The organism is Bradyrhizobium sp. INPA03-11B (genome assembly GCF_040446015.1).
GTDB classification, from domain to species: Bacteria; Pseudomonadota; Alphaproteobacteria; order Rhizobiales; family Xanthobacteraceae; genus Bradyrhizobium; species Bradyrhizobium macuxiense_A.
In genome coordinates, this window is the sequence record NZ_JASGSR010000173.1 from 1 (window position 1) to 12,934 (window position 12,934).

General features: G+C 59.3%; 14 protein-coding genes. 6 read left to right on the forward strand and 8 right to left on the reverse strand.

Annotated features, from left to right (window positions below; all coding sequences use genetic code 11):
* Positions 1-126: 126 nt before the first annotated feature.
* The 3 genes from QMZ05_RS37770 to QMZ05_RS37780 all read right to left on the reverse strand — a co-directional run bounded on the left by QMZ05_RS37770 (position 127) and on the right by QMZ05_RS37780 (position 1,339).
* Complete coding sequence (locus QMZ05_RS37770) at positions 127-591, reverse strand: DUF2285 domain-containing protein (RefSeq protein ID WP_353705378.1); 465 nt, start codon at positions 589-591, stop codon at positions 127-129.
* Positions 592-661: 70 nt separating this feature from the next.
* Positions 662-901: a DUF6499 domain-containing protein gene (locus QMZ05_RS37775; protein ID WP_353705379.1), complete on the reverse strand. Its 240-nt coding sequence runs from the start codon at positions 899-901 to the stop codon at positions 662-664.
* Between the two features lie 165 nt (positions 902-1,066).
* Positions 1,067-1,339 (reverse strand): DUF2285 domain-containing protein, encoded by a 273-nt coding sequence (locus QMZ05_RS37780; RefSeq protein ID WP_353705380.1) that lies wholly within the window; start codon positions 1,337-1,339, stop codon positions 1,067-1,069.
* 148 nt (positions 1,340-1,487) lie between these two features.
* Between QMZ05_RS37780 and QMZ05_RS37785 the strand changes: the two genes are divergently transcribed.
* Both QMZ05_RS37785 and QMZ05_RS37790 read left to right on the forward strand, forming a co-directional pair.
* The gene (locus QMZ05_RS37785; protein WP_353705390.1) at positions 1,488-1,739 is read left to right on the forward strand and encodes a helix-turn-helix transcriptional regulator; all 252 of its coding nucleotides are present in this window, start codon (positions 1,488-1,490) and stop codon (positions 1,737-1,739) included.
* 799 nt (positions 1,740-2,538) lie between these two features.
* A complete protein-coding gene (locus QMZ05_RS37790; RefSeq protein ID WP_353705381.1) occupies positions 2,539-4,278 on the forward strand; it encodes a hypothetical protein in 1,740 nt (579 codons plus the stop codon).
* Positions 4,279-4,443: 165 nt separating this feature from the next.
* Here QMZ05_RS37790 and QMZ05_RS37795 read toward each other — a convergent pair whose 3' ends face one another.
* Positions 4,444-4,755, reverse strand: coding sequence for a DUF736 domain-containing protein (locus QMZ05_RS37795; RefSeq protein ID WP_050418906.1), 312 nt, complete (start codon positions 4,753-4,755; stop codon positions 4,444-4,446).
* A gap of 530 nt (positions 4,756-5,285) precedes the next feature.
* Between QMZ05_RS37795 and QMZ05_RS37800 the strand changes: the two genes are divergently transcribed.
* On the forward strand, positions 5,286-5,543 hold the full coding sequence (locus QMZ05_RS37800) for a hypothetical protein (RefSeq protein WP_353705382.1): 258 nt from the start codon (positions 5,286-5,288) through the stop codon (positions 5,541-5,543).
* Positions 5,544-5,608: 65 nt separating this feature from the next.
* Here the strand turns inward: QMZ05_RS37800 and QMZ05_RS37805 are convergent, their stop codons facing one another.
* Both QMZ05_RS37805 and QMZ05_RS37810 read right to left on the reverse strand, forming a co-directional pair.
* On the reverse strand, positions 5,609-6,223 hold the full coding sequence (locus QMZ05_RS37805; RefSeq protein WP_353705383.1) for a cell envelope biogenesis protein TolA: 615 nt from the start codon (positions 6,221-6,223) through the stop codon (positions 5,609-5,611).
* Positions 6,224-6,404: 181 nt separating this feature from the next.
* Positions 6,405-7,337 (reverse strand): Ku protein, encoded by a 933-nt coding sequence (locus tag QMZ05_RS37810; RefSeq protein ID WP_353705384.1) that lies wholly within the window; start codon positions 7,335-7,337, stop codon positions 6,405-6,407.
* A gap of 145 nt (positions 7,338-7,482) precedes the next feature.
* Between QMZ05_RS37810 and QMZ05_RS37815 the strand changes: the two genes are divergently transcribed.
* The 3 genes from QMZ05_RS37815 to QMZ05_RS37825 are packed head-to-tail and all read left to right on the forward strand — an operon-like array spanning position 7,483 to position 9,102.
* Entirely contained in the window at positions 7,483-7,878 is a 396-nt protein-coding gene (locus QMZ05_RS37815; protein ID WP_353705385.1) for a hypothetical protein, read from the forward strand.
* 45 nt (positions 7,879-7,923) lie between these two features.
* Positions 7,924-8,373: a hypothetical protein gene (locus tag QMZ05_RS37820; RefSeq protein ID WP_353705386.1), complete on the forward strand. Its 450-nt coding sequence runs from the start codon at positions 7,924-7,926 to the stop codon at positions 8,371-8,373.
* Positions 8,374-8,376: 3 nt separating this feature from the next.
* Positions 8,377-9,102 (forward strand): SOS response-associated peptidase family protein, encoded by a 726-nt coding sequence (locus QMZ05_RS37825; protein ID WP_353705387.1) that lies wholly within the window; start codon positions 8,377-8,379, stop codon positions 9,100-9,102.
* A gap of 80 nt (positions 9,103-9,182) precedes the next feature.
* Here QMZ05_RS37825 and QMZ05_RS37830 read toward each other — a convergent pair whose 3' ends face one another.
* Positions 9,183-9,665: a hypothetical protein gene (locus tag QMZ05_RS37830; RefSeq protein ID WP_353705388.1), complete on the reverse strand. Its 483-nt coding sequence runs from the start codon at positions 9,663-9,665 to the stop codon at positions 9,183-9,185.
* Between the two features lie 109 nt (positions 9,666-9,774).
* Positions 9,775-12,934, reverse strand: a 3,160-nt coding sequence (locus QMZ05_RS37835; protein WP_353705389.1) for a helicase-related protein, incomplete at its 5' end; no start/stop codon positions are given.

Genomic DNA, 12,934 nt, shown 5'->3' on the forward strand with positions numbered 1-12,934 from the left:
CTCCAGGATGACGGCGCACCGCGGTTTGCGGCGCCAGCGTGTGTGCGGTCATCATGGAGAAGCGCGGTGTCGGAGGGGGATACCGAAGTTTGACGGGATGATTTTCGATACCCCTGAGCGGAGCAACTATTTGTCCCTGCGCTCCGGGCGCAAAAGCTTGCGATAGCCACCTCGCATCAACGCAAGGCCACTTTGCACCAGCCGGATCGTTCGATTGCGCAGATCGTGCGTCTTCCAGGCGCGATCGGGAACGCGCTTCTTGCCAAACATTACTCCGGCGACGATCCGATAGCTGCCGCCCTCCCTGTACGCGTCAAGCGCACGGATCGCCGCGCTCAGGCGCTCGCGCCGCCGCGATGACAATTGATGAAATGCGGGCCCTGGCGCGCGTCCATTCATCGCGCGCCACAGCCGCCGGGCAGCATAAGCGCGCGCTTCCAGATCTCGGTCAAATGGCAATTCGGCTGCGTATAACGTGCCAAACGCCGGTGGAGCCTTCGACCAGATACGATGCTCCACCGCGCCGATGCGTAGCACCGCATGCCAACCGTCAGCCGCGCGATGCACCTGACCGGCTGTAAGGTCGAGCAATGACTGAGACGCCGAGCCAGGATCGACCGCCGGGGCAGCTACTGCGACCGGAACGACGCTCGCCAGAACCTCAGGCGCCCAAAAGATCGTCTGGTCTGCGAAGGACCTCTGCGGGTCGTGAGCGAAAGCAGATGCCCCATCTCCTCCTGAAGTCCGCGGTTACTTCGCCAGCCGGGCCGTCAGCGATCATCGTGTTGTAGTCGCGTCGATAGTCCGCGTTTCGCCGAAGGCATTCCCAGGCGATGGCGGTGATTTCGGCGTCTTGCAGGCTCTTGTAGGAATCTGGCGACCGCCAGTCGAACTCAGGCATTACATCCGTCCCATTGCACGCAGATCACGTGGATTGCAGCGCAATAACTATGAACGAGAGGGTTGCAGGAAGACCCTGTTTTTGCACCACGTGGTGCTCCCGAGTGACCACTTGTCGGCTGGAGAAGATAATTTCCGGAGCGATGTTTCGAACGATGAATTTCTTCTAGTTTGACCCTGCACCGCGCAAGAGACGTCCCTGTTCCGTCATCCACTTAGCGCGTAAGAGATGACTCTGATATGCATTCCGCGCGCGGTCTGGCTCGCGATTTGGATCGATGTGCAGAACTATTCGAGCCACTTCGCGCCAATCCGCGCCCTCACCTTCAGCCTGCAGAAGGCGCATATATGTGATCATATGCTGTTCATCGTAGCTGGTCAGCGCCGACTCATTCGGTGCGACATCTGCGACGTCTGGATCTAGCTGCGGTTTCGTCATGGGCATCCTACCGGACAACAAATGATACCAAGCTCCTCAGTAGGGCATCTCATTTTAGTCTCATTCTGACCTGGCCTGTCAGCGGCCTGCCGAAGATACATACTATAGGAGATAAACCTCATAGTATGTGAAGACGCAACTTGCGCAAATGGACATGCGCAAGTTGGTTGGCCGGAATTTCGCAAGACTGCGGAAGCAGAAGCGCTTCACGCAGGAGAAATTCGCCGAAGCGTCCGGCTTTACCCAACAATACATCAGTGACCTAGAACGTGGCCGCCGCAATCCAACTGTCGTGACCTTGTTTGAACTCGCCAGCACGTTGTGTGTCAGTCATGTTGATCTCGTCCTCCCGGACGATGAGGCGCGAAATGAGCGATCAAAGCCGGCCAAACGGAAATGACGAGTTGGGAAAATCGACGTTGAACATTGGTAAGCCGTGACGTCGCTAGCCGCGCCAAAGGCCAATTAACGACGGGCGCGGAAATGCGTCGCTGCCAATCCGCAGACCGCGCGATACGTCGATGCGGAAACCACCCGGGACAGGCTGTTCACTCCGGGCCAAGGTCATTGTGTTCATGGCTATTCTCCTGTGGGCTGAGGTGGAAGCGCAGCGCTGCGCTGCAACCCTGCCCGTCGGCGAGACCAGGGTAGCAAGGGCCAGGGCGCCCCTGCGGTGGGGGATCACCCGCCCCGGAAGGGCCCGCTCAAGGAGCGGGTCTACACAAGCGCGTGCGAGCGGATTTGAAAGATTGCTGGATCCGGCAAAGCGCGGAAGACCGGGGACACCGCCCGGGTCGGCGCCGGCACGAGCCGGCGCTTCACTCTGGTGCGCGCGAGGGCGGAGCCCTTAGCCTCCGAAACACCTGTTCGTGCAGCGCCAGCGGTTTGCCAACGATGATAAAACGAAAAGTGGCACCCGCAGGAGGGTCAGCATAGCGCCGACGCGCAGCGGCGGGACCCGGGACCGAGTGCAGTCGCGAGACCGGTTAACAAGGCACCCGCGCGATGGCAGTGATAGCGACGCCGGCATGAAATGACGGCGGGCCCCTCGCGCGAGTGCCTCCGGCGAGCGACACCGAATGGCGCGCGGCAGTCAGTCCCATCGGATGGACTCGACGGGAGATCAGATCGTCGGCAATTATCGGCAGTGAATCGCACGCCTTGACCATATACGGTGACATATGAACACTCGAGCCGAAATGGCCAACTCTCTGGCAGCCCTTGCCAGCGTCGAAATTGAACGCCAGCGAGCCCAGGTTGCCGAGCTTCCGCAGATAGCCCGGGCGGGGCTTCTTGTGGAGGCGTGCCGCGTCATTGACTTCCATCACGTCATTCGTTTCATGTCGAGCAAGCCGGAATCAGGTCTGTCGGAATTCGAATTTGCGACCATGCTGCGAGGATGGAATCCCCTCGCCGCCATGCTGCTGCCTCACATCGGAAGTTTGCGGGGTATTCCATTCCGGGAAAGCACGCCCGAACTGAGGATGAGCGTTCTCGGCATTCTGATGAATCTCGGAAAAGCGTCATTCCTGCGAGAGAATGCCGAGATGCTTCGGCACGGGATGAACGAATGCACGGTCGACGGAACCGCTATTACTTTTCGCATGACCGACCGCTACACGATCGATCACTTTCTGGATCGGCTGGAGGCTGACAAACTAAAAGACATCGAAGACGCGATGTCGGCCGGGAACCTGTTCAAGGAAGCAATCAAAAGAACAGCGATTGAGAATCTTGACGACAGGATTCGCGAGCTCGTGCATCCGTTTCGGCCGCGCAACAACGTAACGATGGTGAGCTACGACAGCTCACCCGATATTGAGGAACATTTTTTCGCGCTGGTTGCCGAAGATAATCATGAGGGCATCGACGAGGCCGGAATTCATGATGAGACGGTTCTCGGCAACATCACAGGCAAGGATCTCCGCACCGTCGTCTTCCTGATCACCAGCTTCTACCTGAAGCATATTCACTTCGTTGATGTCGCGAAGAAGGCATTCCCCGATGTGAATTACCCGATGAGTCTGACGGTCTGGACACCACCGGACAGACTGATCGAATCGATCGCCTCCTTCACCGGAATTGAGCAAAACGCTGTCTCCAGCGCTTTGGACATGATCACCGTGAAATCCAGCCACGCTTCGTATTTTGAAGAGGAGGTCACACCCCTCCTGCCCATGCTGATCAAGGTGTCCGACGACTACGTCCTTCAACCAGTCAGCAGCGTCTTTCGAAACCCGTTTCACGGGATCCGGATGCTTCATGAAGCGTTTGACAAACGTGCCTCCGACAATCTGCGAAAACACCGTGAAAACTGGATGATCTCGGAACTCTACGACCTGTTTCTCGGTCAGCGCTATTTGCGAATGGAAGGGCCAACCCGGCTCCGACTGGGCGGAAAGGTTGTGACCGACATTGATGCAGCCGTATTCGACACACTGACCGGTGAGCTGGCGTTGTTCCAGCTGAAGTGGCAGGACTTCAGCTCAAACGACGTTGCCAAACAGCGCAGCCGCGCGAAAAACTTCGTCGAAAAAGTTGATGCATGGGCAAAGGCAGTTCAAGACTGGATCGCCGCATCCGGGACTGCGAACCTGATGCCAACGCTCCGTCTTGGACAGGCGCCAGAAGTTCCGCAAGTGCGCCTGTTCGCGATCGGACGCTCGGCTGCACGCTTCCGGAGCTATGGTTTCGAGCCGCAGGAGAACGCCGTCGCCCCGGCGACATGGCGTCAGTTTGTTCGATTGCGCTATGCGGCCGGCCCTTCCGAGAACGTCCTGCAAGACCTCCACGAGGCCATCCGGACCGAGCGTAAGGCGTCCCTCAAGCTGCGGCCGCTCCGCCAGGAGTTCAGCTGCGGGGATCACACTATTGTTCTGGAAAATCTGTTCAATGAGTACGACGATCATTCAGGGGATGCCGCACCTGCACCGGGTTAGGAATACGGTTGATCCGCCACACGAGTGTGTGCGTTATCTTCGCCCGCGTGAGGGCGAAGTCCCTGGCAACCTTCTTCAAACAATGAGTGCGCTTTCACCTCTGCTCTCTTCAAAGCGCGCAAAAGGCCCCGCCTCCAGGGAGGCGGGGCTGATGATCCCGAGAGATCAGTCGCCGTTGCGGCGCGACCAGATCAGGGTGAAGCCCTCGTCGCCTTCGACCTTCACCAGCGAGGCGTAGATTGGAGCCGGGAAGCTCGGATCGTCGAGCTTGACCGAGAGATATTCGCGCTCGCTGTCACGGGCGGTCTTCTTCCAGGCTGCGCCGAACTCGGTCACACCGGCGAAGATGCGATAGTCAGGCGCCTTGTCGTTGTCCTTCTCGGATGCAGCGAACCTGGCCTTGATGTTCAGCGTCAGCGTCTTGATCGAGCCGATGTAGCCATTGTCCGAAGCGGTGAAGGTGCCGATGGTAGCCATGGTAGTCTCCGTTTGTTGGTCGGGCCGCGCCCTTCGCAGCCTCGATGGCGATCCCTGGCCCGGGGAGCGATCGGCCCGCAGCCTTCAGGCCCGCAGCGCCAGCGGAGGACGGCGTCAACCTGCTTTTTTGTCTTCCCGCGAGGAATGCCGCCCTTTGGCGGCAGGGGAAAAAAGCAGGCGTAGCGGTTGCGGGAAGGCGATCGAGGCGCTTGCCGTCCCTCGGGCCTGATCAGCCCATTCGAGGTTGCGTTGGACGCGCCATGAACGAACTGACGGAGATACCATGTCGGTTGGCACCGACGCAGTGAAGAACACCGCCGAATCGATCGAAGGCTTACTGACGTTTGCGCATCAAAGGCAAGAAATTCGCAGCCGGCCAAAGACTGGCCGGTCAAGCCTGACGCCGCGCGACTGGCTCGCAGAACCCCGGTCCCTGCCTTGCCGCACGTGAGCGATCAGAAAGACGAGAGAAGTTATGTGGCATCGAGGAAAGGAAGACGCACGTAAGGATTCGTCGTAATGGTGCTACCGTGTCGCGTAGACGAAAGCCAGAAATACGGACGCTGCGCGGATGGGCGATCCATGTGTTCCATGAAGCGGGCGCTATCCGCGAGTTCAACGAACACGGCTGGATGCAGGATCGCGCCGATCCACACGCACGGGAGCAGGCCTTTGATATCGCGCGTCGAGACCCGCCAGCAGGCATTTCCGCTGATGCGGCGGCGGCCGAGGTCCACGAGGTGCTGAACTCGATCGGCGATACCTGCGCGGAATGCCTCGCAGACTAGAAGGGCTGGTGCCGAGCCTCAACGCCGCGCCGGGCCCCCCGTGTGGTGCGCCCGACGACGCGTTACTAGCCTCGTGCGCGCCGCAGCGCAGCTTCCAATCGCGCCTTCTCCTTGCCCCAGCGGGTTTCTTCGGCCTGCGATCTCTTCTCGAGAGCATCGACCTCGGCCTGGATGGCTGCGGCTCGTTTCGCGTGCTCTTGCTCGGCCTTGTCCAACGCGGTCTGCGCCTTGCCGACCGCCTGCTGACGGCGTTCGCGCTCTTTCTGCCTGGCCGCCTCCTCTCTTTGTCGCTCAAGCTCGCGGCGCCTTTCTTCCCGTTGGTAATCGAGAGCTGCCTTTTTCTCCGCAGCCTTGTCGACAGGGCGAGAGGAAGGCTTCTTCGCCTTGGAGCCTTTCGACTTGCGGGCTGCTTTCGTTGGTCTGCCGCCACCAAGATCGGTGGGCAGCTCGGCATATTCGTTGAAAGATCCGTCCGATCCGACCGGACGCCTGAGCACGACACCAGGCTTTGCCATGGTCGCGGCGATGACGTCCGGAGCCTCGCTTTCCTTCGCCGCGCCCTGATGAAAGAGATTGCTGTCTGCCCCCCACGCTTCCAGAGCCGCTTTCATGGAAGGAGCGGCGATCGCCAGATCGAAGAAACCCAGCGACGTCTGGTAGGTTTTCAGTTTTCTCGCCATGACGCGCCCCCTGCCCACAGACGTGACCGTACGATTCCGTCGTTTCGTCTATGCCGCAAGCAGGGATTTCCCAAAGCAAGTAACAGCGCGGCCGGTCCGTCGTCGGGACCGGGATTCGCCATCCTCCAAAGCCTCCCGCAGACGACGGAGTAGAGACCGTCCGGCGTCACCGTCACAATAGCTAAGCCGACTTCCGCTGCGGTCTTGCCGCCGGCTTCTTCGCCGCGGCCTCCTTCGCCGGCTTCTTGCCTGCGATCGGCATCAGCATTTCCTTCTGCCCGGCCGCCGCCTTGCGCGGCTTTTTGCCTGGTTTCCTGGGTGCCTCTGTTGCGGCCCCCACTTCTCTTCCGATGCTCTTGCGCAGCGCGTCCATCAGGTCGACGACGTTCTCGCCTCGAGGGCGCGCCTTCGCGGTGATGGGTTTGCCGGCGCGCTTCTGGTTGATGAGATCGATGAGAGCGGTTTCGTACTGGTCTTCGAACTTGTCCGGCTCGAAGTGGCCCGCCTTCTGATTGACGATGTGCCTGGCCAGATCGAGCATGTCCTTGGTGACTTTGACGTCCTGGATATCGTCGAAATACTCGTCGGCGGACCGGACTTCGTAGGGATAGCGCAGCAGCGTCCCCATCACCCCCTTGCCTAGCGGCTCCAGCGCGATGATGTGCTCGCGATTGGTCAGCACCACGCGACCAATCGCGACCTTGTTCATTTCGCGGATAGTTTCGCGGATCACCGCGAAGGCGTCGTGCCCGACCTTGCCATCTGGAGTCAGATAGTAAGGGCGGATCAGGTAGCGCGGATCAATCTCGCTGCGGTCGACGAACTCGTCGATCTCGATCGTTCGCGTCGATTCCAGCGCGACGTTCTCGAGCTCCTCCTTCGTCACCTCGATGAAGGTGTCGGTGTCGACCTTGTAGCCCTTGACGATGTCCTCGTTGTCGACCTCCTCGCCGGTATCGGCGTCCACCTTCGCGTACTTGATGCGGTGGCCGGTCTTCCGGTTGAGCTGGTTGAACGAGACCTTTTCGGATTCCGATGTGGCCGGATAGAGCGCTACCGGACAGGTGACGAGGGAAAGACGCAGGAAGCCTTTCCAATTAGCGCGGGGGGCCATCGCGGGGGAACTCCGTTACTCGTGCTGGATTCAAGACGAACGGCGCGGCGTGGTTCCGACATGGCGCCTCCCCAAACAGGGCGATTTTTTCTCAATAAGGGTCCAAACGGACTCGACATCTGTTCTTGTTATGTTCTAATTCGGAATGACCGATCGACCCGCGAGCTGGCGCATGCCGACCCCGAAACAGATGGAAAAGCTGGCGGCCAAAGCCGCCCGCAGGCCGGGCCCCTCGGCTGCAGCGTCGGATGCGCCGCTCCCGGCGGAATATTGGGAATCGGTCCTGAAAGACCCTCGCGTTGCCGCGACAGGAGCCGAGAAGCGAGAGCGACGTCTTTCCGAGATTCAACGCCACTTGCTGCGCATCTCGTGCCGTCGCTGCGAGCGGACCGTTGAAATCCAGAAGGCCGATGCAGTCAGATTGTATGGTAGCAACGCGATTTGGAAGGACGTTGCGCAGCGGTTGCTAGACAACACCTGCCTGCAGCGCACCGGCAGGCATGAAGAAGACGGGTGCTGGCCGGCGTTCGAGACACCGTAACCTGCTCCGGATCGCGATCCGATCCCGTTACGCCTGGATGTCCGGATGGCCCCGAAGTATCACCCCACGCCCCTGTCGGGCGGCGACCGCAAGGCTCTGGCGAAAGAGCTCGGCAAGGCACGTGCGATGGCCAACATTCTTGCCGCCCAATCGGCAGAGATCCGAGCCAAGGGCGAGGCGATGCTCCAGCAAGCTGACAGGCTGCTTTGCGAAAGCTGGAACGAGCGGATGTGGAGCGACGGCGAACCGATCGATCCGTCGCCCACCATTGACCAGGCCGTGAATGGAGGCTTCCCCTGGCTTGAAATCAGGTGCACGCGCTGCAAGACGCCGAGCGACGTCGACCTCGCAGCGATGAAACATCCGCCGACCACCTTTGTGCACGATCTCGGCAGCCGGCTGCGTTGCCGCAAATGCGCCAGGGCGGGCCGGCGTCCATCTGCGACTCTGGTACAATTGGCCTGGCAGCCTCGCCACCCCAGACACGAAGCCTGACTGATGTGCAATCTCTATTCGATCACGACAAACCAAGCCGCCGTCAGCGCGCTATTCCGGGTCGTGAACCGATACGTAGGCAATCTGGCGCCCATGCCCGGCGTGTTTCCGGACTACAAGGCACCGATCGTGCGCAACGGAGCTGAGGGCCGCGAGCTCGCCACGGCGAGGTGGGGGATGCCGTCGTCATCAAAGGCGCTGATGGACGCCACCAAGAAGCGAGCCGAGAAGCTGCAGGCCAAGGGCAAGACGGTCGATTTCAAGGAATTGCTCAGAATGGAGCCGGACGGCGGCACGACCAACATCCGCAACGTGAAGAGCAAGCACTGGACGCGATGGCTGGGGACCGAAAACCGCTGCGTCGTGCCATTCAACTCCTTCAGCGAATTCAACAAGGCCGAAGGCGGCGATATCTGGTTCGCGCTCGACGAGACACGTCCCCTCGCCGGCTTCGCAGGCATCTGGACCAACTGGACGTCGGTCAGGAAGGTCAAGGAAGGCGAGACAACCAACGACCTCTACTCATTCCTTACGACGGAGCCAAACGCCGAGGTCGGCGCCATCCATCCCAAGGCAATGCCCGTGATCCTAACCGCGCCCGACGACATCGAGACCTGGCTGACCGCCCCTGCGGAGGAGGCACTCAAGCTGCAGCGCCCGCTTCCGGATGGATCACTTCGGATCGTTGCCCGCGGCGTCAAAGAAGATCCGACCGAGTCAGCGGCGTGACGGACGAGAACGTACATCACAGGCTCCCCGACGTCGCCTCACATGTGGGTCGGCCCTCGACCCGTCGGCGCAGGCACAAGCTAATCAACTCGCCTTGGCAAACGCGAAACATCAACACCTGCATCTTCAAGGCGCTTGGTTGCCGCCGCCATGACAGCGGCATCGAACCGCTCTCCGTGCCGCAAGACAATCGCCTCGCCGGTGAGCTCCGGCATGTTTCGCTCAATCAGCATGTCGAAACCGTCTGTGCTCTTGCTCGTCAAGGCCCAGTCACGCAGCGTCTCGATCACGCCGACCCGCGCGACCTTCTGCCGTGTGCGCCCCAGTCGCGTGGTTTTGCCGCGCTCATCGCTGAGCATGTGTTCGAAAGCGTGGATGGTGCGCCAGAAATCATGTTCTACGGTGCCTGCCGCCTCCCTCGGGAGAATATCGATCAATCGGCGAAACGCTGCTTCCTCGATTCCTTTTTCGTTTCCTTTTTGGGCATTCGCGATCCAGCTGCGCAACTTCCCGGCATCGTCGCAGGCAGCAATCAAAGCTAGCAGTTTCGTGTAATCCGTCATTCGGAGATCCTCGAGTCAAAGCAACAAAGGTTACGCTAACAATTCCGAGCAGGCCCCCAACAAACCGGTGTAAACCCAATTGACAAGACTACCTCTGCCCGAAGCAGCGTTAGCGGAACCCACCATGCCCGTCTCGCTTCACGATCGCAATATTGCCAAGGATCGCATTGTCTTTGAACGAGTAGAGCATCGCCGCATGTTTGGTTCTAAGCCCGAGTAACGATTTAACCTCGACGGCCAGAGCGAGTTTTTGCCCATCAGGCGAGAGTTGCCCGGACTCAATCTGGCACCTCTTCGTGTTTAGAGCTGACGATACCGATGGAAGGATGGCATCCCAACGATCTCGCACATCTCCGGCGCGGCGCCTGCCGGCAAGAAGCTCCTCAACAGCCTGCAGACGGCGCGACTCGTCTGACAGATACTGAAAATGAACGGAGAGCCCCAACAGAGCGCATGTCTTGAGATCATCCGGGTGGGTCGCGGCGCCGCTCCATTGACAGCGCTTCGCCTCAATCGGTGCGCAGAACTTCCCGTAAGCAGATCGTATGCCCTCCTCTTCCAGGAAAACCGCATTGGACAGGCTGCTTGCCACCAAATTCTCAGCCAAGACACGTTTGCCACTCACTGACGATGTCAGAAGCTCGCTGGGAAGCACACGCTTGCCTGTCACCGCGCAGGGCTGAAGAACATCTGGTGCAACGATCTTTCCAGTTTTGGCGCATCGTTCCGCCTCACGCGGTAGCAAGGTGCGTTTGGTTTCCTGGCAACGGACGAATTCCCGGGTGTGTCCACGCTTGCCGGAGACGACTGAGGACGCCTCTTGATCAAGCCGATACGGTTTGTCTGAAACCTCGCTTTTGCGCAGTTGCTCCGAGAGCACATCAGTCTTTGTAAAGGCACATTGCCCGAAATAGGCCGGCTCCCCCTTCTTTCCGGTGATGGCGCAGGTTTTTAACAATGTCCTGTCGACGACTGCATTCGTGATGTCGGACATGCCACCTTCGTCGACAAGGATAGATTTCCTGGAAAGCGAACATCGAAGGAGGTGCTCAGGCAATCCATAACGTCCACTCACCTCCGAGCGCGCCAACCGGTGCTTTAGCGCACGTACGCCCGACAGTTCGCAGGCGGCGAGACAGTCAGCAGGGACCTCTAAGCGCGTCAGCGCGCACCGCTGCAGCGCGGGCGCTGTCTCGATCCGACTTTCGGAAGGCGTGATAGAAAGGTCACTCTCATATGAAGCCCCATCGAGCTGATACCTTACCTTAAGATTGACCCGCCGGCTCATCCGGCCATCCAGGGCGACAAGTGCAGCATCAACCTGAGGCGTGAACTCATCCTCCAGCTTCTTTCGCCTGCGAGCATCTCTGCCGGCTGATCCCAGTTCGGCGTCGCGCCGCTCGAGATAGAACCGATTAAATTCAGCGATGTTCGGATCGCGGCAGGCCTCATCCAGGATAATGCTAGAGTTGAGACCGGTGGCCGCGGGTTGCTGAAGTAAATCCGGCATCGCATCCAGCGCAGCGGCCGGCTGGGTATGCTCAACGGGATTGCAGCTGATCGTCACGATGCGCTCGTAACTGTCATGAGCCGTCGTCGCGCGTACACGGGCAATCGCGTTACCCTCGAACCGGCGCTGCGCGCTTTGGACTATCACCTCAGACTTTGTTCCCTTAAAGCCGGATATCCATTCGTCGACAAGCTCGTCTATCCGCTGCCTCGGTTCATGATCGATATCCTCAACGACGTGAAGACCGGAAGCCGTGACGCGATCGATGAGACGAAGGAAGGCGGGACTGCCTGGCCTGTAGAGCGGTACCTTTGCGTAATCTGAACCAGCATCCTCATTGAGGCGAACGAGTTCGGGTCCACCCTTGCTCGCGACGCGCAAGACACCGGGGGCGATATCGCTGATGGCTCCGCCGAGGCTCTTAAAGGCCGCCCGCACGAAAGGCTCAAGCTCCATGGAAGGTTTGATCTTTTCGAGCGTCGGAGTCTGTGGGCCGACATAGCCGTAACCATCCGGCGCGCCCAACGTTTGCTCGATATTTTCTTTTTCTTCTTCGAGGGTCTTCTTGGCAGCTTCGATGCTACGGGCGATCCTCTCGGCAGCAGCTTTCATATCGCGCCCCGCGAGCGCTGCGATCACAAGCTCGCGTATTTTTTCGTCGAACCCAGCACCCTCTTCACCGTCGCCGACGCCGGAGACCTCAAGCAGAGATTCAATATCACCAATGGCATCTGTCGCCATCTGCAGCTTCGTCATCAGTCGGCCGACGATATATTCCTCAAATGTGCCAGCGAGCATGACATTATAGATGATGACGTTCTTATGCTGAGAGCCGAGGCGTTGGACACGACCGATCCGCTGCTCGACGATCATTGGATTCCAGGGCAGATCGAAATTGATCAGCACATTGGCAATCTGAAGATTGATACCTTCCGAGCCGGCTTCGGTTGAAACGATCGCGCGAATTTCAGGAGGATCGGCCCGGAAACGAGCGATGGTCTCCTGATTTCGTTGACCGGACGATCCGTTGATGATGCCGACTTTCAGGCCGAGCTCTTCGAGAAAGGCTTGAATCGTGGTTTGGGTTTCACGCCGTCCGGTAAAAACGACCATGCGCCAGCCGGTCGGATTTTCTTTCTTTAGCATCGAAACAAGTTGGCGGAGCCCTTCGAGCTTCGCGCTCGTCTTCATAGGCGTTACGATGGCTTTGACCGTCTCGGCAAGTTCCTGCGGCACCGTTTCGTTCCGGGCCATGGTTTGAAGTTGCGTCATAAGTGCATGAGGGCTGCTCGTCAGCGCTTGGAGAATGCTTATTTGTGCCAGCCGGTTTAGCTTCTGGATCGGCTTTGCAATAGCATTAATAAGGGCAAGCTCATCAGCGGACGGTGCGACCTTGTGCAGCTGGATCTTCCGCTCGGGAAAATCCAGATTGGCATCGCCCCGCCGTACGCGCGACATATAGCCATAGACGATCCTTCGAAACTCCTCGCGCGCTTCGGGCTTCAAGACGCGCGCACTATCGCGCTTGTCGTCGATGAACCGGCGGGCGAACATGCCTTCGTTACCGAAGGGGTTTTCGTGACCGCGCGCAACGGTGAGCAAATCGACCAGAGAATAGAGGTCCCAGAGCCGGTTCTGGATCGGCGTGGCCGTCAGCATCAACACATAGCGAAAGCGGCGCTGCTGAAGAGCTCGATGAAAGACTTTTGCGATCTGCGGCGTGGGATCGACACCATAGAGATTGCGAAGCTTATGGGCT